This is a genomic window from Methanoculleus sp. (assembly GCF_035363275.1).
GTDB lineage: Archaea > Halobacteriota > Methanomicrobia > Methanomicrobiales > Methanoculleaceae > Methanoculleus.
Map to the genome: position 1 here is coordinate 16170 of NZ_DAOSET010000009.1, position 22622 is coordinate 38791.

Here is a 22622-nt window from a genome sequence, read left to right on the forward strand (position 1 = left end):
ATGGAGATCCACCTGGACGGAGAACGTGTAGAAGTCCCGGCAGGCGCCCGACTCGGGGATCTCCTCCCCGGGCGGGCCGGGCGGTGCAGCGTCGCCGTCATCCGCCCGGCAATCGAAGAGGACGCGGCGGAGTCGCAGGAGGTCAGGTTCGTCACCTCGGCCGGTGATTCGGTCGCCGAGATAGCGGAGCCGGCGATGGTCTCCCGGCTCTTCCGGCCGGGCCTCTCCGAGCACCTCCGCCTGCACTGGCAGGACCGCCACGCCGCTGCCTTCGGGCCGTTTAAATCCGATATCAGGCCGGCACGGGAGCCAGGCCGGTACGAGCGAGGCGACGTCATCCTCGGGTGCGGCGGCTACGAACCGTCCCGGTCCTACCTGATCTTCGCGCGTATGCGGCATACCGCCGACTACGGAGCTCCGGCGGGAGGCGGCGTCATCGGCAGGGTCGTCACCGGCCGGGGACTGCTTGACCGGATCGTCGAGGGCGACCGGATCGTCGAAGTCGAGCGGATATTCAGGCGTGCCGACCGGTCGCATGCCGTTATCACCCGCGATGCGGGGTTCCCGCTCGAAGACGGGATGCAGGTCATCTCCTACGTGGAGGCGGATGTGGAGGGTTTCAGAGGAGAAGGGATTGATATCCGGACCGCCCGCAGCGTCGAGCATTTTCTCCTCGCCGTGCAGAACGGCAGATTCCCGGTGGACCGTTCGAGCAGCACCTACATCGCCGATACGCACCTGGTCCCGACGAAGGTTCCGGCAGACCTTCCCGGCCCGCGGCTCGAGGGGACCATCACGGTCCGGACCGCCGGGAAATCATCGGGCGCCGTCTACATCTACACGCAGGGCGTATCGGCAAGCCCGGTGCATACCGTCGTCGGCCGGGTCCGCCACGGGCTTGAACTCGTCCGGTTTGCCGGCGAGGGCGACCTCCTCGCCATCCGGGCCGAACCGGAACGGTTTGATCTGGTCGGTCTCGACCTTGGAGAGGCCGAAGCGGTCGCTGCCCGGCGCGGTATCACGCTCACCGCCGATGCGGCTGAAGGTGACCGCGTCGTGGTCGGCCAGACCCCGGCAACGACGCTCGAGGTCCTGGCCGCCGGAGCGGTCAAGGTCACGACGGAACCCTCCGCTCACGTCATCAGCATCACGCTCGACGAAGCGGCTGCTCCCCGGTCGGTCACGATCTTCCGTGAGGTGACCGGGCTTAAACATCATGCCGTCGGGAAGATGCCGCTCGTATTCACGTTCGAGGACGTCTTCCTCTTCAAGCCCAAGATCGGGAAGGGTGTCGGGATCATCCCGGAGAACACCCCGACAGGCGAGGTACCGGCGTTCACCCTTGCGATGACGAACGATTCCCGGCGGGGTGCCGGCATGGTCGGCGTTCGCACGACACCGAACGCCGAGTTCGGGCCGACATCTGAACCGCTCACGGGCACGAACGTCATCGGGAACGTGCTTGATGCGGGGAACCTCGCCGGGATGCGCGAAGGGGCGACGGTATACGTGAGAGAGGTGAAGTGATGGCCGAGTACATCCCGAAATACGTGGGCACGATAACGAAATACGTCTTCATCGAGTCCCCGTCCATGACCCCCGGCGAGCTCGCGCTCAGGGCATACGAGGCGTCCGAGGGCGTCCTGATCAAGGAGACATGCTTCGGGCTGCAGCTGACCGGCGTTCCTGAGGCGGTCGACCGCCTCATCGACGAGATTCGTTCCTTCGACCCCACCCACATCTTCGTCAAGGACCGCGGGTTCCCGCCCGGTGACCCGCGGCGGTGTCGGGCGAACCTCGGCGGGGCACGGCCGGGCTACCTCGGCCACGAGCGTGAGTTCCGCATCCTCCGCTACATCACCCGCGGCCTCGAAGAACTCGATCGCCGGGGAGAGGATGCGGAAGTGCCGGAAGCGGAAGTGCTGCGCGAGAAGAGACCCCTGCTGGATATCAAGCGATTACAAGAACTGATAGAGACAGAGGAGCAATAACATGGCAAAGGTGTTTATCTACCCTGCAACGAGCCTCATCCTCTCCGACCTGGTGGCTCGGTTCGGCCATAAACCGCTCGGTGCAGCCCTTGGTATCCGGGAGCGGATACAGACCGCCGGGGTCGACTCCCCGCCCCTGCAGATCACGCCCGAAGAGCCCAAGCGCGGCCTGAAGTATGCGGCCGTCGAAGTGCCGTCCGGCGTCCGGGGCAGGATGGCGATTTACGGCCCTCTCATCGAGGAGGCCGAGGCCGCGATCATCGTCACCGACGCCGACCTTGCGTTCGGGTGCATGGGATGCGCCCGCACCGACGAGTTGATCCTCTTCTCCCTGCGCCAGAAGGGCATGCCGATCCTGGAACTGAAGTACCCCACGAACGAGGAGGAGGGCATACTGTTCGTCGCCGCCGTCAGGAAGTTCCTCACAAGTCTCCCGGAGGAGGGTGAAGCGTGAACCGGAAAGTACGGATCGCCCAGCTCACCTGCGGCGCCGAATACAGCGGCGTCCAGAAAGAGATCTATGACGCCGCCGAGTCGGTGGGCGCGGAGATGTTCTTCCCCGATATCGCGCTCGCCGACGTCGAGCGAGCGGTCAAGGCGTTCGGGCTGGATGTCAGAAGCGCCGACTTAAAACTGATGATCGCCCGGGGCATGGCCCTGGTGGAAGGGAAGGTGGAGGCGGACGGGGTCTTCATCGGCACCTGCTTCCGGTGCGCCGAGGCGGCGATTGTCAGGAACGAACTCAGGCGATATATCCCCGAAAACTCGAAGCTGCCGGTGGTAAGTTACTCCTTCACCGAGCGGACGACCTCCGGAACTCTTCTCACGAGGATGGAGGCCCTGACCACTATCGCCCGGCGGAGAGCGCTCCTTGCCCGCGAGGAGCAGACCGGGATCACGATGGGCGTCGACTCGGGGTCGAGCACCACGAAGGCGGTCGTGATGAAGGAGAACAAGATCGTCGGAACCGGCTGGCTCCCGACGACCGAGGTGATCAAGAGCGCGGAGGGTGCCGTTGCCCAGGCCCTGGAGATGGCGGGCCTTGCCCGTGAGAATATCCAGGCAATTGGGACCACTGGCTACGGGCGGTTCCTGATCGGGAAACACTTCGGAGCAGACCTGATCCAGGAGGAGTTGACGGTGAACTCGAAGGGCGCCGTCTACCTTGCCGGCCACCAGCGGGGAGCCTCGACCGTCATCGATATCGGCGGTATGGACAACAAGGCGATCAGCGTGATCGACGGTATCCCGGGAACATTCACGATGGGCGGGATCTGCGCCGGTGCGAGCGGCCGGTTCCTGGAGATGACCGCGAAGCGTCTCGGGATCGATATCACCGAGCTCGGGCCCCTCGCCATGAAGGGCATGGGCAAAAACGTCCCGATGAACAGTTACTGTATTGTCTTCGGGACGCAGAGCCTGGTGAACGCGCTCGCGGCCGGGTCCTCGCCTGAGGATGTGGCGGCCGCGGCCTGTCACAGCGTCGCCGAACAGGTCTTTGAACAGCAGTTGCAGGAGGTTGACATCAAGGAGCCGGTGATCATGGTCGGCGGCACCTCGCTGATCGAGGGGCTGGTCTACGCGATGGGCCAGCTCCTGCAGACCGAGATCGTCGTCCCGCCCTACTCGCAGTACATCGGCGCGGTCGGGTCTGCCCTGCTCGCGTCCGGGTTCGTCCAGGAGAAGTAGATGCCGCCGCTGAACTACTTCGTCGTCGAGTCTCCCGATGCAACCGGGAGAGAGGCCTACGAACGGATAGCGGGCGACGTCCTCCAGGATCTCGACCTGATCAAGGTGGTCGACCGGCTGCACATCTACGTCGACCCGAAGGCGCCGATCTTCATCGCCGCTGGAATGCTCCGGCATATGCCCCGGGCCATCCGGGTTACCGACTTCGCGAACATCAACCCCGGTGAGAAGGAGATTGTCCTCGATATCGGCGACGAGGCCTACCTTGCGCCGCTGCTCCAGAAACTCTGGGCCCGATACGGCAAGGAGAACGTCGACCAGCCCGACCGGTTCACCGTCGTCCTCCCGGCGGGGTTGGCCGGGGAAGAGGACCTTGAGCAGATGGTGGTGGCAGACCCAAGCGAGACGCTCCATAAGGACATCATCTACGCCCTGCAGTACATCGCTCCCGAGGGGTTCAAGGTCCGCCGCCAGTACATCAAGGACGAGAAGTTTTACTATGTGGCGAGTGAGGATACCCTGGAAGGCGACATCGTGGAGACGATGGTCGCACCGATCTTTGCAAAGATGGGGGTGACGCTGTGACGACGCTGGTGCCGGTGACCTATAAGGGAGGCGTCTACCGGCACGACGAGATCGTGGACCTGATCGACGACCTCGGGGGCTACATCGTGCAGAAACACATCATGGCCCAGGACGTCGTGCTCCAGTCGTTCGTGCCGAGAGACGATATCGACCTGATTCGAGAGATTGCAAAACCGCTCGCCGGCGAAGTGACCGAAGCACCCCTCGTCGGGACCGAGATCGCCGTGGTCAGCCCGAGTCTGGAGATCCATCACCTCCCGCATACCGCCTGCGACATCGCCGAGTACCTCCGGCGGGCCGGCGCGAAGACAAACATGGTCGGGCTTGCGCGGGGATTTGGGAAGCGGATAGCAAATCTCAACGACGAGGAACGGGATGTCATTAACGAGCATGATCTCGCCGTCTATGCGCTCGGCAACTTCGAGGAGTGTATCCGGCAGAAGTTCCCGGTGCTCAGGCGGGGGATCCACGTCCCGATCGTGGTGACCGGGGCCCCGGACCGCGAGACGCTTGTCGCGATCGTCGACCCGCCCGTCGAGGGCTACGTCGGGGGGATCGGCAGGATCATGCACCGGTTCAAGCGTCCCGAAGAGCTCGCGAAACTCGATGAATTGGTGGACGAGGTCTCCCGCACCCTGGATGCCCGGCGGGACGTCCTCGCAAAGGATCCCCTCTCCGTCTTCCCGCCCCGCCTGATGGCGATCCTCGAGGAGCGGATCCATGAGATCAGCATGTTGACGCACCCGACGCCGGTGACCGCCCAGATGGAGGGCCTGCGGCTGAAACTTCCGTATGATTCATACGCCCCGGCGGTCCGGTCGCTTGAGATTGCCGATGGGGTCACCATCGGCGATATTGCCGATGTTACGCCGTCACGGATGCGCAATTACATATTGATCCGGATTAAACCTTTCTCGGAAACCAGGATATTGGTGTAGCGATGGACTTTGAGAAGATACTTGCGAGGGTTGCCGAACGGGGATCGGATGCCATAGCAGGGGAACTCCTCCGGGAGATCGAGGCCGAGTACGGGAGGGTCCCCCTGATATTTGAGCGGATGTCGGAGCGGCCCGAGATCCTCATTTCGCACCTGCTCTACAAGGGTGCCGTTACCGAGACCACCCGGCTCGAGCCGAAGGTGATCGAGCTGATCAGCCTCGCGGTGGGCGCCGCGCTCAAGTGCAGCCACTGCGTCGAGTACCACATGCAGTCGGCGATGGCGAAGGGCGCAACCCGGGCCGAGATCCTGGAGGTGATCCTGATCGCGGGGATGCTCGCGAACTCTGCGGTCCTCGCGGACGCCTACCGGGTGGTGAACGGGTCCGGTCCCTGCCCCTCCTGCGACATCAACGGGACGGGCCTCAACAAGACCTGTTCCGACGAGTGACCGACCCCAGGTATCCGGAGCATGTGCGGTATTGCCGGGCAGTTTGTCCTGAACGAAGATCTGGCGGATGCGTCCCTCGTCGGGGTCATGGCGGAGCGACTCGGTCATCGCGGGCCCGATGGCGAGGGGAGGTATTTCTCCGGGCCGGTCGGCCTCGCTCACCGCCGCCTGGCGATCATCGACCTCTCCGACGAGGGTCGGCAGCCGATGGGAAACGAGGACGGGTCGCTTCAGGTCGTCTTCAACGGCGAGATCTATAACTACCGCGAACTCCGGGAGAAACTCTCTGCCGCCGGCCATCGCTTCGCCTCTGCAACCGATACGGAGGTGATCCTGCACGCCTACGAGGAGTGGGGGAGGGACTGCCTCGCCCGGTTCAATGGGATGTGGGCGTTCGCCCTCTGGGACGGGCGGCGCCGCGAACTCTTCTGCGCCCGGGACCGCCTGGGAATAAAACCGTTCTATTACGCCATGGCCGGCGACTCGTTCCTCTTTGCGTCGGAGATCAAGGCGCTCCGGGCGCACCCGGAGGTCGGCAGGCGGCCGAACGACCGGATGCTCTCGACGTTTCTTGCCTGGGGGGTCGCGGATCATACCGCCGAGACGATGTACGACGGTATCTTCCAGCTCTCGCCGGCCCACCTGGTCGTCGTCTCCGGGGAGGGTGTCGGGGAGCCGCAACGCTACTGGGACGTCGTGATGAACGGCGCCCCGCGAGGGACTGACGACGACGAGGTCGCCGCCCGGAGGGTCAGGGACCTCCTGACCGACGCGATCCGGCTCAGGCTCAGGAGCGACGTTCCGGTCGGGACCTGCCTCTCTGGCGGCATCGACTCCTCGACGGTCACCGCGCTCATCAACGTTCTTCTCCGGGGGGAGGCTCCGCAGAGCGTCGGTGAACGACAGAAGACGTTCTCGGTCTGTTTTGAGGATGAAAGGTTCGACGAGAGCAGACATATCGATACGGTGGTTGCGGCGACGGAGGTCGCAAGCCGCCGGACCACTCCCGACACGGAGGGGCTCTGGGAGGATATCGGGCGGCTGCTCTATATGCAGGACGAACCGTTTGCGTCGCTCTCGATCTACGCACAGTACTGCGTGATGCGGCTTGCAGGAGGCGAGGTGAAGGTGGTCCTCGACGGGCAGGGGGCCGACGAGCAGTTTGGGGGGTATATCGCCTACCAGATGCCGTATATCCGTGGACTCCTCCGGCAGGGGCACGCCCTCACGGCCCTCCGGGAGGCTCTCGGGAGCACGAGGCACCACGGATCGTTCTTCGCGTGGGCGTTCCGTCAGTCTCTCGTCCGGTCGGAGCGGCGAGGGCTTCTCCGGGGCCAGGTACCGGAGGTCCTCCGGTACGCAGGGTCGCTCGATGAGGTGCTCGCGCGGGAGGTCACGACCTCGAATCTCCCTCTTCTGCTGCACTGGGAGGACCGGAACTCGATGGCCTTCTCGATCGAGGCACGGGTCCCGTTCCTCGACTACCGGCTGGTGGAGTACCTCGCCTCCCTCCCGCTCGACCAGAAAGTCCGCGGCGGCGTCACGAAGTATGTCCTCCGGCGGGCGATCAGGGGGCTGGTCCCGGACACCATCAGGTGCAGGATGGACAAGATGGGGTTCGTCACCCCCGAGGAGGCCTGGATGAAGGATGAACTCGCGCCCGAGATCCTCGCTCTCTTCTCCTCGCCGGAGTTCACCCGGCGGCCCTACTGGGATGCAGAGCGGGTGCTCCGGAACTACCGGGCGTTCCTCGACGGGAAGAGCGCGTACTCAACCGAGTTCTGGCGGATAGCCTGCGCGGAGTTGTGGTTGAGACAGTTCAAGTAAACAGCGCCCCCATCACTCTTTCTCCTCCAGGCAAACCCCTCTCTTCTCCCGCAGGCCTCTTCCTGCATACATCGCGAGCAGGACCGCGAGGACGCCGGTGACGAAGATGCCGTCGAAAATCCCTGCTCCTCCTATGGAGAGGACCGTCGCACCGTCCCCCGCAAGCGCCGCGAGCACTTCCGGATTCGCGAGGTTGAGGATGTCGGCGCCGATCAGGGTACCCATGGTCCCGCCCGCATAGGCGAGTCCGGGGGCGGCACGGCAGCCGCGAGCGAGGAGAAGCCCCGCGGCGGCGCCTGTGAGGGGCGCCACGTAAAACGGTATCGTGATCCCGAGGCCGGGGACCGGCGTCGCGAAGACGTAGGCGACGAGCGATACGGCGGCGACGGCGATGAGGGCCTTTATGCGGGATACCCGCCCCCGTCCGACCATCCCGACGGTCACGAAGAGCGGAATTACGGCACCGCCGAGATTGACCGCGATGACTGCTTCTCCCACAGGAACGAGCGGTATGTCGATCAGGCTGCCGAGAAGCGCGCCTGCTGTCGCGAGCACCGCCTGGTAGAACCGGAGGCCGATCGATTCGAAGATGCCCTCGGTTATGAGGAGCAAGTTGAATATGACCAGGGTCGGTATGAGGACGGCTAAGGCGACGAGGATCTGCTCCGGACTGAAAAGAACCGGTAGAATCGCGATCGTGGACAACTCGATCTCCATAGGCCGGATATACCGGACGGGTCCATGCCAGATATAGGTTGATCAGCACGACCTTGAGACTCGAGACCCGGGGCCGTTCTGTGGATCAGCCCTCCTCAGGGTTTCGACCGGGCGTATGCGACTGGATAACGACGCCAATCCGTTTTTCCGAACCCGGCTGGAAATTTTAAGTACAGGCGCATTTCGGCGCTCTTACCGTGAAAATGGCATTTTATAGAATATAGAAACCTTAAATGGCGTATTTCATCTTCATTTACATATAGATATTCATATATAGTGGCCGTAAAAAATAATGACTATACAACATCTCCGTCCTCGAATTTCGTAACGGAGACCCGTTATCGGATCTCTTGGGAGCATCCCGCAGGTGAGAGATCGTATGAGAATAGTGGGTGCATGTGTCGGGGCGATGGCTAATTGAAGGCGATTCCGTTCTATCCGGCTGGCCGCATCTGTGCGGAGGGGCATGGCTGCCTTTACCGTTGAGGATCTTATCCGGCACCTGGAACGGCTTCAGGCACGGGGCCCGATCCCGTTCAACGTGAAGAGCGGAGAGATTCTGGGTCTCCTCTGCACGTGCAGCCAGGGCCAGCGAACCCTGATCGCGATACTCATGACGATCCTCTACCCTATCTCCGAATTCGCCGAACGCTCGCCCCTTGCAATCCTGGGGAACCTCGGGGACGTGCGGCGGAGCATGGGCATCGTCCTCCGGAACCCGGTGCTCGATCCTGCGCTGACCGGCAGGGAGAACCTGGACTTTCACGCACGGCTGCACGGGCTGGGTGAGCGGGCCCGGGACCGGAGGCTCTCCGAGGTCATAGACCTCTTCGGGCTCTCCGGGAGCGCTGCCGCCGCGGTTGAGACCTATACCCCGGCCATGGTGCAGCGCCTTGAGATCGCCCGGGCGTATCTTGCACACCCACGCGTCCTTTTTCTCGCCGGGCCGACGGAGGGGCTGGACGAGCCCGGTCGCCTGGAGATCTGGGGAGTGCTCCGGCGGCTGAACCGGGAGAAGAGGGTGACGATCGTCTTTACGACTCGCGACCTGGAGGAAGCGGCGGCGATCTGCAACCGGGTTGCGGTGGTGGACGACGGGGAGATTGTTGCCCTGGACACGGTGGAGACCTTCCTCACGATCATGGCCGTGAATGGTGCGTCACTTGACGGTACCGCCTAGGTCTCCGGGCCCTGCGCCGGTGATCGGAAACCGGATATACCGGCAATCCGGCGAACCAAAATCTATTTACACTTGTGGCCGCGACATGGATGCATGACCAATCCCCGTTCTCCGCTTACGTCTTTGTTCATGGCCGGAAGCACTATTGTAGCTGTGTTGATCGGCGGATGCGTTGGTGGCGGCCCCGCTTCGGAAGACCGGATCAACCGGACCCTACCTCCGGCCGAAGCGTCCGCCCTGATCGAAGAGATGAAGCAGGATCCAACATTTGCCATCATCGATGTCAGGAGACCGGAGGAGTATGCCGGCGGGCACATCCCGGGCGCAATCAACATCAACTCGGCCCAATTCTCCGAGCACCTTGAAAGCCTCGACCCGGACGGAACATACCTTCTCTGTTGCCAGCGGGGCGGACGGAGCGCCGGTGTCCGCGAGTTGATGGAGGAGGCCGGGTTCCACAACGTTCACGAGGTCAAAGGCGGCATGAGCGCCTGGAAGGCTGCCGGGTTCCCGGTGGTCAGGGATTGACTCTCATCCGTCGCTTTTCACGTAGGTGACGCCCTCCGGCTCTTCCGCTTCACGGGTCTCTATCACGACGGTGCCCGAGATCCGGTTAAAGAGCCTCTGTTTTGAGCCCGACATCGCGAGCCACCCGATCAGGCAGTCGGGGACGAGGAGGAACGCCTTCCCGAAGCTCTCGACCGCCGCGGCACCAAAACCAATATCCTCCCCTGCGCGGCCGGTGGCCCTGATCTTCAGCGCCATCTTGCCGATGGACTGGCCCCGGTAGCCTTCGAGCAACGTCCAGTAGAGAAAGAGGATGATGGAGGAGAGGCTTATGGAGATGAGGCCGGGATCGATCGTGAACCGCCAGGCGGGCGGCAGCCGGTCGGAGATTGCCCAGAGGGGCAGCCCGATCAAGATGATGTCGATGAGCCAGGCCCAGAAACGGCTCTCCCAGCTGGCGAGGTAGAGGGTGACCATATTGCAGATCTGTCGTCCTCCGCGGGCCTTAAGAGTTCGTATCGGCAATCCATGGTTGGCCTGTGGGGCACGATAGAGGACGAACAGGTTTTCCTGCCACGATCGCACCGATCCGGTGAGGGTTGTTGCAGAGGTGCAACGGGGCAGCGGTCCTCCGGCATAAACGGCGGTGCTGCTCCGGGACCAAAAATGGTGTTTTTTAGCCGATATAACTGAGTTCTTCCCGGCCCCGGGCTTCCTCGGCTTCCTGGATATTCGCTATCATCTGCTCCATATCCGCGGCACGCTGCTGCAGGGAGGTATGGTCGACCTCGATTCCCATCAGGCGGGAGAGGACGGCAAGAAGACTGTCGGCGCTCTTCGGGTCGACGATGTAGCCGCTCGTCTCGCCCATCAGGCAGACCCCCTCGATACCCCGGGCCTCACCGAGGCCGAGCAGGAGCCCCGACGCCCCCACGATCATCCCGCCGCCTCCGGCGTTCTCAAACGACCCGCCGGCCGCCTCCACCTCAGGCCGGAGATGTTCCATGTTGACGGCACAGAGCACTCTCGGGCTCTCGACCAGGTGGCCGACGCCGTATCCCCCGAGCGCATAAATTCGCCGGACGCCGAGGTCTTCGGCGATATCAAGGTACCGCTCGGCCAGGATGTAGTGGCCTTCGGCCGAGTTGCTCTGGAAGTCGCCTACGAGAAAGAGGACCGTCCTCCCGTCCTTCTCGCTGCGATAGAGCTCGTTGTTGACCAGATGGGTGACACCCTGTTCGTCGACGATCACCTGTGGAGGAAAGTGGAGCGAGGAGATCTCTCCGATCTTCTCGCCCTGGAGTTCATGGATCAGGTGGTCGGCGACAAGTTTCCCGACATGCCCGATCCCGGGCAGGCCCTCGATCAGGATCGGGGCATCGATATTATCGTCTCTTGAAAAACTCACTCTGACGTGTTCCATCTGCGTACTGCCCTCCTGTAGTTGCCGTACCTGTCCTGTGGGGAAAAACGGGCCGGGTGAGCCGGCCGACACGACCGGCCGCAGACCGGACAGACCAGAGAGAGCGTGTATCTCCGATCGTCCGGACAGCGGCGAATGCGGTTACTCATACCGTCTTATCCGGCTTTCTGCTTCCGGATGAACTTACCGGAACCGCCCGCCCGCTCAACCACACCGACGGCGGCACTTGCCGCCTTCTCGATTGCCTTCTCTGCTTCCTTATAATCGGGTGCGGTCACTTTTATCCGGTATTTCGGAGCCCCGACGTAGATCAGGTCGATCTCCACGTCGTCAACCTTCGGCTGAGCGCTCCGGAGCGCCCGGCGGATCACGTTGACACCGTCGGGCCGGGCCGACGTCAGGATGAGGTGCCCCGTGATGGTCACCCTGGAGACCTTCACGTTCTCGTGTGCTGTGGAGATGAGCGACTTTTTGACCGGCTCGTCGAGTTTCAGCCGCTCGGCCGCCTCGCCGTTGGTGATGACAATATCTTCGAAGGCCGGGTACAACAGGCCGTATTCGCGGTATATGGCCTCTTCGATGATCGCCCGGTCCGCTCCTGTTGCCTCGGAGACAAACCCGACCCATTTCGCGGCCTTCTGCTCGCTCTTCCACTCGTGGATTTTCTCGCGTCGCTGGTGCTCATTTACGTCTTTTAACGAGAGATCAATGTGGCCGCGGTCAGGGTCCACATTCAGGACTTTACAGACGACCTTCTGTCCTTCTCGTACGTAGTCCCGGATGTGCTTAATCCAGCCCCGCGCTATCTCGGATATGGGTATGAGCCCTCTTCGCCCGTCGTACTCATCCAGGGTAACGAACGCCGCGAAGTCTTTGACGTCGGCGACCGTGCAGACGACGAGTTCTCCTTCTTCGGGCCACTCTCTCTCGTGCATGGACTTACTCACTCAAGTACTGCCAATATTTCAGCCTTGATATCAGCTTTTCCACCGTGGGGCTCTGCAAGGATACGCCCGCAGACACTGCACTCCACAACGGTACTCGCTCTCTCAAAGACTATCTGTTCGTTCTCACAGTCAGGGCACTTTACCCGGAGGAATGTGCTCCTGTTCTCTCTGTTCAGCCGGACCATAATAACCTCACTCCGTAAGTTCAAATTTACCGATCCGGAATCCCGGCCGGAGGTGCGCCTTTCCACAGACCGTACACCGGTACCTGACGTTGATCTTCTTCGTCGGCTTGTCGCCGCCGGGCACTTTGCTGTACTTGCCCATGTTGCCCACGGTGCTTCTGCGCCCCTTCTGGCGGTCGATCCAGTTGAAGTGGCGTACCTTGCCTTTCTTCACCTTCACGACTTCATGAACCTGGTGGTTCCTGCAAAACGGACAGTACGTCTTGAATTTGGACGGCATTTTCATGATAGTAACCTCTATTCAATTGATTCGAGTACCTATATTACTTGTTAAGCCTAATATTTAAGGCTATGTCGTGCTCGCAGAGCACATCCGCATTGTTTTCCGGCAGGGTGACGATATCCCCCTGCTTCAACACGTACGTCCTGCCGTCCACCCCCATGAACGACTCCATATCCGAGCGAATATGCACGAGGGCGTAGGGAGACTGGATGGGACGGGAGGCAGGGGCTCCCGGTCTCTCCGATCCGGAGGCTTCCGGGGCTTCGTCGTCGACCTCATCATTGTCCCGGAGGGCGGCAGCCGCACCGCCACTGCTGAAGGTATACTCCCCCCCATGGACGAGCGTCTCCCGGCACCCCTCGATGGCGTCGATGATCCTCCCGTACATCTCTCGTTCTGCCGGGAGCATCTTCCTGGCCTCTTCCTTATCGAAGTACTGCCCCTCCATCTGCTGGAACGCGAGACCGAGGATCTGCCGGGTCCGGATCGAGAAGATCTCCTGTACGGTCTCGGTGACGCTCCCTATCTCCTCGATGATCAGACTTCCTGCCCGACTCTCCAGGGGGTTTTTCAGGCCGTAATAGTCCGCCTTGAGTTTCTCGACGTATGCCCGGGCATCCTCGTAGAGGCCGGGCTCGATGTCTGAAAGCCGTCCCGAGTGCTGCATGTCAAGCAGCATCTGCCGCAGTTTCTCCAGGAGGTTCGCGGCCATACTCTCATGCACCCCCGCTGATCTCTGCCATGTTCCGGCAGCAGAGGAAGACTGCGAGCGCCTCGGGGACGTTTGCGGACCCGGTTTTGAGCGTGTAGGTGTTCCCGAGCAGGGATGTGGTAAAGTTTGCCTTCATTTCCACCCGCACCTCACGGTCGCCGAAGGCTACCGCGTCCACGAGCGGGTCGAATCCCTCAAGATCCCGGATATCGAGTGGCACGACCCGCATTCCGCTGCCGCCGTGCAGCGACCCCGGCGTCCGGATCAGCCGCTTGATATCGGTCGTGACCGGCTCGTCCGCACGTGCTCCGGCGTCACGGACCCGGTTCTCGAAGTCGGGCGCGGCCGCGATCGCCCGGACAACCCGGTTCTGCAGGAGGTCGCCGGGGTCCTTCACGAGAATGGCGTCGAGATCTGCGGGGAACTCCGCGGCCGTCCGCTTGCTGATGCCTTCAAGCCTCGTAAGATAGGCCGCTGTCTCGGCAGGATTGAGGTCCCGGAGCCAGAGCAGGTGAGATTGGAGGGCATCGATGTAGCGTCGCCGCCATCCGGTCGGGGCGCCCCCCGGAGTAAGCATCACGGCCGGGTCAAGCCCGATGCCGCAGACGTAGTCGACGACCTCGCGCCGCTCCGGGCTCCCCCATCCCCGCACAGCGATATCGGTGACGTGGACGTGGTAGCCGCGTCCCCCGGAGAAGGCGACCCGGATATGGTTCCGCGCAAAGCCGAGCTCGTCGGTCAGCATCTCGATCAGTTTTCCGGTCTCTTCCTTGACCCGCGCAAGCATCATCGCGTAAGGGCCGCGGACGATCTGGTCGGCGTCGAGGTCGAAGATCAGGTCGGCACCGGCCCAGTGCTTATCGTTCATCGTCGGCGCCGAAGGCGTCTGGTAGTAGGCCGTCGAGTAGTAGACGTGGGCGGGAACCAGATTCTTGACGTAGGCGGCAAGTTCCTCGCGGTCCACAAAAGCCATGTGCCGCCGCATCCGGACCTCGGCCGCGGCGTCAAAGAAGACGAACCCCCATTCGCGCTGCTCAAGAGAGGACGGAACGGTGAGGTGCTGCCTCTGGTAATACTCGGCAAACCTCTGTTTCACAAACTCGAGCGTCGCGGGCCTCATGGGAACGTCTTGATCATGTATGGGCCCACTTGTTCATATCCCTGTTTCCTGTAGTAGGGCCGCACCCCGACACCGCTCATCACCGCGAGCCGCCGGTAACCATGATCACGGGCCTCCTCCTCGGCGGCGGAAAGGAGCCTTGCGCCGAAACTGCGGTGCTGCCACTCGTCGGTGCCTGCCTGCGTGCTGAGGGGGACCACGCTCCCGTAGACGTGGAGCTCGCGCAGGAGCGCGGCGCTCGTGAGTTCGTCGCGGAAGGGCCGGTGCGGGAACCGGAGACGGGCGAACCCGACGAGGGCGTCGCCGGTGCCCGCCTGGATAAACCGCTCCTCTCCGCCGCAGGCCCGGTAGGCCAGGGTCGAGACCGCCGCCGCCTCCGGGGCAACCGTCCTCCCCACCTCGCGGCACCGGATGCACCGGCAGCGGAGTCCCTGCTCATGGAGCCGCGCCTCTGCAAGCTGCCGGAAGTTGCTGTGCCGGGAGCCCGCGACGATCAACTTTGCCGGGATGTCCCGCTGGATCCGCTGAAGGCGGACGTACTCCGGGATGAGCGATTTCGCGTAGGCAACGAGGTCGATCAGTTCTTCCTCGGTGTAGGGTAGGTACTCCCCCCGCTCCCAGAGGCTCTCGATCTCTGAGGCCGGTGTCACCAGGGTGGGGTAGATCTTCAGGAAATCCGGCCGAAACCGCGGGTCGCCGAAGAGTTCCTCAAACATCCGCCGGTCGTCCGCCATGCTCGCACCGGGAAGGTTCGGCATCACGTGGAACCCCACCTTCAGCCCGGCGTCGCGCAGGAGGCAGTTTGCCGCGACCGAGTCCGCAACCGTGTGGCCCCGCCGGTTGTAGTCGAGGATCCGGTCGTCGACGTGCTGGATGCCGAGCTCGACCTTCGTCACCCCCATCGCGAGCATCCGGTTGATGTGGTCCTCCCGGCACCAGTCGGGCCTCGTCTCGAAGGTGGTGGCGACGCACCTGACCCTCGATGCCTCGTTTGCGGCAAAGATCGTATCGAGATCGGGATTCTCCTGCGGAAGGCCCACCCGCGGGTAGTCGTTCATCGCCTGCACGGCGGCCGCGACGAACCACTCCTGGTACTCGACCGGGCGGGCGGTCATCGTCCCGCCCATGACGATCAGCTCGGCCTTGTCGACGTGGTGCCCGAGCGCCTCGAACTGCCCGAGGCGGGCCTGTACCTGCTCGTAGGGATCGAATGCGTGCTCTCGTGCCCTGAGCGCCGCGGGCTCCTCTCCCGTGTAACTCTGGGGGGATTTGAAGGGGTGCTCCGGCCCGCCGGGGCAGGGGAGGCACTTCCCGTGGGGGCAGGGGTGGGGCGAGGTCATCACCGCGACGGGCGCCACCCCGGAGAGTGTCCGGGTGGGTTTGACCAGGAGAAGCGGCCGGAGCCGCTCATGCTCCTCCGGGGTAGCTGCGGCGAGAACAGCGGAGTTTTTGGGCATACTGACGCCGTACTCCCGGCAGATCTCAAGTTTAATCTTCTGAATATCGGCGTCCTCGCCAAAAGAAAGGATGCGGGAGATGATCTCCCGGAGCGAATCGGTATCGTTCATCGTTTAGTGTTCGGTTGCAATCCGTTCGGACTGAAAATCGGCGTGATATTCGATGTAGGGGTTGTGATGATCCCTGATGTGGTGGACGATCTCGTCGCCCAGAGTAAGGATAGCTTTTTTATGCGTTACCTTGTTCTTATGGATATGGACGGGTGAGATGTGGAGAGCGTTGTATCGGTCGGTCGCGATGTCTTCGTCGGTCGTGCTTTCATAATACTTCTTAATGTGGACTAACAGCATGTGTAAGTGGAGCAGCTCTTCTTTTTGCACAATATCACCTTGCCTCGAAGAATACTACTGTGCGCTGGTAAATATAATTTGTTGGTGATGTTTTTATATGAATGAGATGCGGGCGGTCGGGGCGTTCGTTGGGCTTGCAATTGGGGATGCTCTGGGCGCGCCCCTGGAAGGCCTTCCGCCGGGTCCGATCGTCGTAACGGAGATGCAAGGGGGCGGAATTCACAACACCCTCCCCGGCCAGTACACCGACGATACCCTGCAGGCGGCAGCTCTTGCAGAGACCCTTCTCCGGTGCGGGAGTTTCGACCCTGAGGACTTCGCCCGGCGCCTGGTTCTGGTGTATCGCGCCAATCCGAAGTTTTTCGGGCCGACGTCACGGGCCGTCCTCGACCTGATCGGGAACGGCCTTGCATCTTCGGTTGCCGCGAGGATGGCGCACAGGGCGTTAGGTCGGAGCAGGAGCAACGGGAGCGTGATGCGCGGGGTCCCGGTCGGCATTTTTTACCCCCCCCGCGAGGTGCGGGAGGTGAGTCTTGCCGCGTCACTGGTCACCCACTTTGACCCTGTCGCCGGTGAGGCCTCGGCGTTCGTCAACCGGATGGTCAGCGGGATCTGCCGCGGGGAAGAGGTGGATGCGGCCTTCGGGCAGGCCCTCGCCGCCTGCCCGGATCCGGAACTCCGTGGAATGCTCGAAGATTACCGGGCATACCCGCCAGAGCCCTCGCTCGATGCCGTCCTCTGCACCCACTGCGCGGTTCGGGTCTTCATGGAGGCCTCATCTTTCCGTGACGCAGTGATCGCGGCAGTCAACCTCGGGGGCGACGCCGATACCGTCGGCGCGATCGTCGGCGGCCTCGCCGGGGCGCGTTTCGGGTATGAGGCGATCCCGGCCTTGTGGCTCGCGGTGCTCCAGGACCGGGAGGAACTCCTGGCCCTTGCCCGGCGGCTCTCTCTCGCGAGCCGGCCGTAGCGTTCCGGGTTACAACTGTCTCATACACGCCCCCTGTCCGTCGCACCTCGGGGAAGTCGTTCTTCGCGAAGAACGCGAAGAGGATTAGCGTGAGCGCCCGAACGGCGGAGGCCACTGGATCCGTGGGATGACCGGCGGTTCGCCTCCCGCACCACAAAAAATGGCTCCGCCTTCAACGAACGACCGTTCGCTGCAGCAGCCTCAGGCCGGCCTCAGTTCCACCAGTTTCAGGGGCCGGCCCCGTTCGCAGACGTCGGGAGCGTTGCCGAGGACCTCCCTGACGACGTACTTCTCCCCCTCGATGATGCCGTCGGGGCGACAGAGCCGGTAACTCCGGCAACCCGTCCTCGGGCAGGAGAACTCGTAACTGACCTTTGAGTTCACAATCGCCATATCGGCACCGATAAGCGCGACGACGGGGGCCTCCACGACGTCGACCGCGACCGCTGCCTCGTGGTGGACCGGGCAGTCGTGCCGTGTGTTCGAGCGGATCCCGACGATCCGATACTTCTTCCCGGACTGCAGGTTATGACAGACTTTCTGCACCTTGCACCCCTCGCATTCGGTGCACGTGCTGCCTTCGTAAACAAACTCAAGTCCAACTCTCGCGAGCATCGCCCCGATCAGCGTCACTTTTGTCTTCTCACTTGCCATTTCTTCTCACTCCCGGTAGAGCATCTTCACGAGGCTCCGTGCCGACTCCGGCGTCAGTCCCATATCCAGTATCGTGAACCGCTCCGGCCGGATTGTCCGGGCGGCGAGGAGCGCCTCTACGGCCGTCTCGTCATCGACCCCGATCTCTGCTGGGGTGGTCGGTGCGCCGATCTTTCGTAACGAGTCACGGATCGCCTTCCAGTCGCCGCCGTGGAGGTACATCGTGATGATTGTCCCGATCCCGCACTTCTCCCCGTGGAGGCCCTTGTTCGGCGCAAACCGGTCCAGGGCGTGGGAGAACTTGTGCTCGCCGCCGCTCGCCGGACGGGACGACCCCGCGATGCTCATCGCGACCCCCGAGGAGACCAGGGCTTTCGTCACGATCCAGGCGCTCTCCTCAGAATGTGGTTTGATGAGATCTGCGTTCCGAAAGAGGATCTCGGCGGTCATCCGGGAGAGCGTCAGGGCGTACTCCGAGATCGGCTCTCCCCTGAGGCGGTGGGAGAGTTCCCAGTCGAGGATTGCGGTGTGGTTCGCTATGATATCCGCACACCCGGATGCGAGCAGCCGGTGGGGCGCCGAGGCGATGATGGCGGTATCGGCGACGACGGCGAGCGGCGGCTCGGCGGCAAGCGATACGTTCCCGTCGGCGGTCGGGACCGACGCCCGCGACGATGCGATACCGTCGTGCGATGCGGCGGTGGGGACGCTGATGAAGTGGCGGTCGGTATTATAAGCAGCGATCTTCGCCGTGTCGATGACCCGCCCCCCTCCGACGCCGATGACGAACCCTGCCTCTGCCGCCGCCGCCTCGGCCTTCTTGATCGTCCCGAGGGGGTCGCCGGCAGCAGCGAACGTCGCAACGTCGTAGGATCCGGAGAGAAGCGCCTCGACCCTCTTCCCGGCAACATCCCGTGTCCGGCCTCCTGAGATGATGAGCACAGACTCGCCCAGAGCGAGGTCTTCACAGACAGCCGGGATCTGCTCGAGAACATCGTGGCCGATGACGACGTCACGAGGGAGCTGCATCCATTTGGACTTGTCGAAGACCTTGGTTCTGAGTAGGTTTATGCCGTCTGCGCTCATTTAGATCAGTAATGATTAGGGAGTTCCTCTACAAATATTACATAGATCCCATTCGTTACGGGCAGGCATATACGCTCGTCGATACGCTGACCTACGCCCTGATCCTCATCGTAGCGGTCTACCTTCTCTACCGGGGGCTCCGGCGGTACAGGATTGCCGTCGACGATGAACTCGTGCTTGCCACCCTGCCCTTCGTCGTCCTCGGCGGGCTCCTCCGTGTCGTCGAGGATACCGGGATGATCACTTCGGATCTGCGGTTCCTCTTGATCACGCCCCTGATCTTCTTTACGATCTTTGCGGTTGCGGCGGTCGCCCTCTTTGCCGGGAAACTTGCGGAGAACGCCGGGCTGGTCTCCCGCTACAGCCGGGTCTACGGGGGGGCGGGCATCGTCGCCTGCCTTCTCGCCGGGGCGGCGCTCGTCTGGTTCGGCCTTGCCGAGACGACGATCGCGCTCGATGTGCTTGTTACCATCCTTGCCCTCGCACTCGTGTCGTCGCTTGCCTTCTGGGCGTTCCTTGTGTACGTGCTGAAGTGGGATTACGCCTCGAATATCCTTTATAAGCTTCTCATCTTCGGGCACATGCTCGATGCGAGCGCGACGAGTTACGGCATCGATATCCACCCCGTCCACTACGTGGAGCAGCACGTTGTGGGTTCGAGCCTGATCGAGTTGACCGGCACCGCGTTCTCTATGTTCCTCCTCAAGATCGCGGTGCTCGTCCCCGCCATATATGTCCTCGAGATGTACCGGCGGGAGGGAAACCCTGAACTCTGGCACCTCATCCTCCTTGCCATGATCGTCGTCGGCATGGCGCCGGGGATACGGGATCTGGTGCGGATGGTGCTCTATGTCTGATCTCCCGGTTGCCCGGACCACGGGCCTTGCGGCTCTTTTCTTTGCCGTCTCGGTCGGCATCGGCGTCGTTGCCGTGACCCGCGACCCGGGCATCGGCGCGGAGGTCCTGGCCCTCTTCAGCGACCGGATCGTGAGCCAGATCCTCTCCGACTCCCCGGCAGTCCTTGCAGGAAAACTGTTCTTAAACAACCTGGCCGCCTGCCTCCTCCTCTTTCTCGGGGGAGCGTCGCTCGGTGTGGTCACGATGCTGATCCTCTCGGTCAACGGGCTCCTGATCGGTGCGGTGACGGAACTCATGCGACAGCAGCAGGGTCTGCTCTTTATCGCGGCGGCGCTCGTGCCGCACGGTATCTTCGAGATCCCCGCCTTCCTCATCGCAGGAGGTCTCGGGCTCCTTCTCGGGCAGGGCCTCATTGCCGAGTGGCACGGACGCGGCGATGCCGCCACCCTGGCAGTGCCTCTCGCCCGCCTCTTTCTCCGGGTCGTCGTCCCGCTCCTCGCGGTTGCCGCGCTCGTAGAGGCATTTATTACGCCGGCAGTCCTAAGTATGATAGCTTAAAAGAGCGGCAGATCATAATTTTTTGAGGTACGAGACGGATGGAAGAAGATACAGGGGCACTTCCCCGGAAAAGTGATTTTTCCCAGTGGTACAACGAAGTTCTCTGGCGAGCCGAGATCATGGACGTCCGCTACCCGGTCAAGGGGCTGTATGTCTGGTACCCCCACGGGTTCGGCATCCGGAAACGTACATACGGGATACTCCGGGACCTGATGGACCGCGACCATGCCGAGACGATGTTCCCTCTCCTGATCCCCAAGACCGAGTTCATGAAGGAGGCCGAGCACATCAAGGGCTTCGAGGACGAGGTCTACTGGGTCACCCACGGCGGCACGAGCGAACTCGACGTGCCGCTTGCTCTCCGGCCCACGAGCGAGACCGCCATCTACCCGATGTACTCCCTCTGGATCCGGTCCCACACGGACCTGCCCTTAAAACTCTACCAGATCGTCAATACCTTCCGCTACGAGACGAAACACACCCGCCCGCTCATCCGCCTCCGGGAGATCACGTCATTTAAGGAGGCGCATACCGTGCACGCGACGTGGGAGGAGGCGGCGGCGCAGGTCGAGGTCGCGCTCGGCCTCTACAAGGAGTTCTACGACCGCCTCCGGGTGCCGGTGATCGTCTCCCGCCGCCCGGATTGGGACAAGTTCCCGGGCGCCGACTACACCATCGCGGTCGACACCATCATGCCCGATGGGAAGACGCTCCAGATAGGGACGGCGCATATGCTCGGCGACCACTTCTCTCGCACCTACGATATCACCTACGAGGACGCGAACGGGGAGCGGCAGCATGCCTACCAGACCTGCTACGGGATCTCCGAGCGGTCGATCGCGGCTGTCATCAGCGTTCACGGCGACGATAAGGGGCTTGTGCTGCCGCCGGAGGTGGCGCCGATCGAGGCCGTCATCGTCCCGATCATCGTCGGAAAACGGCGCGACGAGGTGCTCTCTGCGGCCGCGGCGCTTGAGGAGGAACTCCGGAACGCCGGGTTCGTCGTGAAGCTGGACGACCGGGATATGCGCCCGGGCGCGAAGTACTACCACTGGGAGATGCGCGGCGTGCCGCTCCGAATCGAGATCGGGCCGCGTGATATCGACGCGAACACGGTCGTCGCCGTCACGCGGAGCGGTCGGAAGACCACGCTCGACCGGCGTGGCGTTGTTGAAGGCGTCTCCTCCGTCCTTGCCCAGTTCGGGGAGGAACTCTCGCAGGCGGCGCGGCAGGCGATGGCCGACCGGATCGCCATGGCCGGGACACTCGAAGAGGCCGCCGGAGCGGTGAAGACCGGGGTTGCCGTCGTCCACTGGTGCGGCTCGCAGGAGTGCGCAGAAAAGATAGAGGCGGCGGTGGATGCGAGCATCCTCGGGTCCGAGATCCGGTCGGACCTGATCTCCGTCTCGGACGGTCCGTGCATCGCCTGCGGCGGGAACGGCACGTCCACCCTGGTTGCCCGGACCTACTGATCAGCACGACGGGCAGGTATACGTTCTTTTGTGTTCGGGGGACAAAAGGTCTCCCGACATCATCACTTTTCCTCCCGAGAGGAATATTCTACCGCACTTTGCGCACCGTTTCGGGAGCAGTCGCTCCCAGCGGCTCATCGGAACTTCCAGAGAAAACTGCATCTTCTCCGCATCAGCGGGATTGCACTGGGTGAGCTCCTCATACCGGGAGAGGATCTGCATGACCTGGAGCGGGCTTGCTCCCTCGTTGCAGAACCGTTTAAAGACATAGAATTGAAAGATCATCCACCCAAGATCGGAGCGCTCGAGGGTCTCCTCATACTCGCTGCAGGTTCCGTCGTCTTCGTCGAGGGAGTACCCGCAGAGGGGGCAGCGCCCGCCCACGAGTTCGTCCAGGAAGACCTCTTCGTGGCAGCTGGGACAGGTGGTGTGGGGGGTATGCATTCTGGAAGTCATGGTTATACTGGCCTCATACCTTTTACTCTTCAAGAGACACATGGCGGGGCCGCGTGTCTGCTGAAAGCGTTCCACGCGAGGATGCGCGGTCTCTACGAGTGCTCTGAGGTTTTACTACGTATTGCGCTCGGTGTGCTCTTATACGTGTCGAATGCGGTGATCGGATCTGCGGAGCCCCGGGTGGTTGAGGTTCAGGTTCCCGGGACC

At 62.6% G+C, this 22622-nt stretch carries 28 protein-coding genes; 14 read left to right on the plus strand and 14 right to left on the minus strand.

Annotated features, from left to right (window positions below; genetic code table 11):
* Genes PLN84_RS03015 through asnB form a run of 8 tightly spaced genes read left to right on the plus strand, consistent with a single transcriptional unit; the run spans position 1 to position 7479 of the window.
* Complete coding sequence (locus PLN84_RS03015) at positions 1–1527, plus strand: methanogenesis marker 3 protein (protein ID WP_292386387.1); 1527 nt, start codon at positions 1–3, stop codon at positions 1525–1527.
* Complete coding sequence (locus tag PLN84_RS03020; RefSeq protein ID WP_292386388.1) at positions 1527–1991, plus strand: methanogenesis marker 6 protein; 465 nt, start codon at positions 1527–1529, stop codon at positions 1989–1991. Before PLN84_RS03015 ends, PLN84_RS03020 begins: the two co-directional genes overlap by 1 nt.
* A 1-nt stretch (position 1992) precedes the next feature.
* A complete protein-coding gene (locus PLN84_RS03025) occupies positions 1993–2445 on the plus strand; it encodes a methanogenesis marker 5 protein (protein ID WP_292386389.1) in 453 nt (150 codons plus the stop codon).
* A complete protein-coding gene (locus PLN84_RS03030) occupies positions 2442–3680 on the plus strand; it encodes a methanogenesis marker 15 protein (RefSeq protein ID WP_292386390.1) in 1239 nt (412 codons plus the stop codon). The genes PLN84_RS03025 and PLN84_RS03030 overlap by 4 nt, the downstream gene beginning before the upstream one ends.
* Complete coding sequence (locus tag PLN84_RS03035) at positions 3681–4265, plus strand: methanogenesis marker 17 protein (protein WP_292386391.1); 585 nt, start codon at positions 3681–3683, stop codon at positions 4263–4265. It begins immediately after the preceding gene.
* Entirely contained in the window at positions 4262–5203 is a 942-nt protein-coding gene (locus tag PLN84_RS03040) for a methanogenesis marker 7 protein (protein WP_292386392.1), read from the plus strand. Before PLN84_RS03035 ends, PLN84_RS03040 begins: the two co-directional genes overlap by 4 nt.
* Before the next feature lie 2 nt (positions 5204–5205).
* On the plus strand, positions 5206–5652 hold the full coding sequence (locus tag PLN84_RS03045; RefSeq protein WP_292386393.1) for a carboxymuconolactone decarboxylase family protein: 447 nt from the start codon (positions 5206–5208) through the stop codon (positions 5650–5652).
* 21 nt (positions 5653–5673) lie between these two features.
* Positions 5674–7479 (plus strand): asparagine synthase (glutamine-hydrolyzing), encoded by a 1806-nt coding sequence (asnB, locus tag PLN84_RS03050; RefSeq protein ID WP_292386394.1) that lies wholly within the window; start codon positions 5674–5676, stop codon positions 7477–7479.
* A 12-nt stretch (positions 7480–7491) separates the two neighbouring features.
* Here the strand turns inward: asnB and PLN84_RS03055 are convergent, their stop codons facing one another.
* Entirely contained in the window at positions 7492–8196 is a 705-nt protein-coding gene (locus tag PLN84_RS03055) for a DUF1614 domain-containing protein (protein WP_292386395.1), read from the minus strand.
* Between the two features lie 466 nt (positions 8197–8662).
* On the opposite strand from PLN84_RS03055, the gene PLN84_RS03060 reads away from it, so the two are divergent.
* Both PLN84_RS03060 and PLN84_RS03065 read left to right on the plus strand, forming a co-directional pair.
* The gene (locus tag PLN84_RS03060; protein ID WP_292386396.1) at positions 8663–9376 is read left to right on the plus strand and encodes an ATP-binding cassette domain-containing protein; all 714 of its coding nucleotides are present in this window, start codon (positions 8663–8665) and stop codon (positions 9374–9376) included.
* Between the two features lie 93 nt (positions 9377–9469).
* Positions 9470–9904, plus strand: coding sequence for a rhodanese-like domain-containing protein (locus tag PLN84_RS03065; RefSeq protein WP_292558691.1), 435 nt, complete (start codon positions 9470–9472; stop codon positions 9902–9904).
* Positions 9905–9907: 3 nt separating this feature from the next.
* Here PLN84_RS03065 and PLN84_RS03070 read toward each other — a convergent pair whose 3' ends face one another.
* From PLN84_RS03070 to PLN84_RS03115, 10 genes are all read right to left on the minus strand, one after another.
* On the minus strand, positions 9908–10360 hold the full coding sequence (locus PLN84_RS03070; protein ID WP_292386398.1) for an RDD family protein: 453 nt from the start codon (positions 10358–10360) through the stop codon (positions 9908–9910).
* Between the two features lie 199 nt (positions 10361–10559).
* Entirely contained in the window at positions 10560–11306 is a 747-nt protein-coding gene (locus PLN84_RS03075; protein ID WP_292386399.1) for a proteasome assembly chaperone family protein, read from the minus strand.
* A complete protein-coding gene (locus PLN84_RS03080; RefSeq protein WP_292386400.1) occupies positions 11288–11455 on the minus strand; it encodes an RNA-protein complex protein Nop10 in 168 nt (55 codons plus the stop codon). The genes PLN84_RS03075 and PLN84_RS03080 overlap by 19 nt, the downstream gene beginning before the upstream one ends.
* A gap of 6 nt (positions 11456–11461) precedes the next feature.
* Entirely contained in the window at positions 11462–12241 is a 780-nt protein-coding gene (locus tag PLN84_RS03085; RefSeq protein WP_292386401.1) for a translation initiation factor IF-2 subunit alpha, read from the minus strand.
* A gap of 8 nt (positions 12242–12249) precedes the next feature.
* Positions 12250–12438: a 30S ribosomal protein S27e gene (locus PLN84_RS03090; protein WP_292386402.1), complete on the minus strand. Its 189-nt coding sequence runs from the start codon at positions 12436–12438 to the stop codon at positions 12250–12252.
* Positions 12439–12445: 7 nt separating this feature from the next.
* Positions 12446–12724: a 50S ribosomal protein L44e gene (locus tag PLN84_RS03095; protein WP_292386403.1), complete on the minus strand. Its 279-nt coding sequence runs from the start codon at positions 12722–12724 to the stop codon at positions 12446–12448.
* A gap of 37 nt (positions 12725–12761) precedes the next feature.
* Entirely contained in the window at positions 12762–13433 is a 672-nt protein-coding gene (locus tag PLN84_RS03100; RefSeq protein WP_292386404.1) for a hypothetical protein, read from the minus strand.
* Positions 13434–13437: 4 nt separating this feature from the next.
* Positions 13438–14553, minus strand: a complete 1116-nt coding sequence (locus tag PLN84_RS03105; RefSeq protein WP_292386405.1) for a DNA primase small subunit PriS — start codon at positions 14551–14553, stop codon at positions 13438–13440.
* A complete protein-coding gene (locus tag PLN84_RS03110) occupies positions 14550–16121 on the minus strand; it encodes a tRNA uridine(34) 5-carboxymethylaminomethyl modification radical SAM/GNAT enzyme Elp3 (RefSeq protein WP_292386407.1) in 1572 nt (523 codons plus the stop codon). Before PLN84_RS03110 ends, PLN84_RS03105 begins: the two co-directional genes overlap by 4 nt.
* Positions 16122–16124: 3 nt before the next feature.
* Complete coding sequence (locus PLN84_RS03115; RefSeq protein WP_292386408.1) at positions 16125–16391, minus strand: UPF0058 family protein; 267 nt, start codon at positions 16389–16391, stop codon at positions 16125–16127.
* Between the two features lie 67 nt (positions 16392–16458).
* On the opposite strand from PLN84_RS03115, the gene PLN84_RS03120 reads away from it, so the two are divergent.
* Positions 16459–17331 carry an ADP-ribosylglycohydrolase family protein gene (locus PLN84_RS03120; protein WP_292386409.1) on the plus strand — a complete coding sequence of 291 codons (873 nt, stop codon included), beginning with the start codon at positions 16459–16461 and terminating at the stop codon, positions 17329–17331.
* A gap of 201 nt (positions 17332–17532) precedes the next feature.
* On the opposite strand, the gene PLN84_RS03125 is transcribed toward PLN84_RS03120, so the two are convergent.
* Positions 17533–17985, minus strand: a complete 453-nt coding sequence (locus PLN84_RS03125; protein ID WP_292386410.1) for a UPF0179 family protein — start codon at positions 17983–17985, stop codon at positions 17533–17535.
* A 6-nt stretch (positions 17986–17991) separates the two neighbouring features.
* On the minus strand, positions 17992–19071 hold the full coding sequence (locus PLN84_RS03130; RefSeq protein ID WP_292386411.1) for an NAD(P)-dependent glycerol-1-phosphate dehydrogenase: 1080 nt from the start codon (positions 19069–19071) through the stop codon (positions 17992–17994).
* Positions 19072–19082: 11 nt separating this feature from the next.
* On the opposite strand from PLN84_RS03130, the gene PLN84_RS03135 reads away from it, so the two are divergent.
* The 3 genes from PLN84_RS03135 to proS are packed head-to-tail and all read left to right on the plus strand — an operon-like array spanning position 19083 to position 21959.
* Positions 19083–19928, plus strand: a complete 846-nt coding sequence (locus tag PLN84_RS03135) for a DUF63 family protein (protein ID WP_292386414.1) — start codon at positions 19083–19085, stop codon at positions 19926–19928.
* On the plus strand, positions 19921–20487 hold the full coding sequence (locus PLN84_RS03140; protein ID WP_292386416.1) for a stage II sporulation protein M: 567 nt from the start codon (positions 19921–19923) through the stop codon (positions 20485–20487). Before PLN84_RS03135 ends, PLN84_RS03140 begins: the two co-directional genes overlap by 8 nt.
* A 38-nt stretch (positions 20488–20525) precedes the next feature.
* Positions 20526–21959 carry a proline--tRNA ligase gene (gene proS / locus PLN84_RS03145; protein ID WP_292386418.1) on the plus strand — a complete coding sequence of 478 codons (1434 nt, stop codon included), beginning with the start codon at positions 20526–20528 and terminating at the stop codon, positions 21957–21959.
* Here proS and PLN84_RS03150 read toward each other — a convergent pair whose 3' ends face one another.
* A complete protein-coding gene (locus PLN84_RS03150; protein WP_348531899.1) occupies positions 21960–22403 on the minus strand; it encodes a hypothetical protein in 444 nt (147 codons plus the stop codon).
* Positions 22404–22622: the final 219 nt, after the last annotated feature.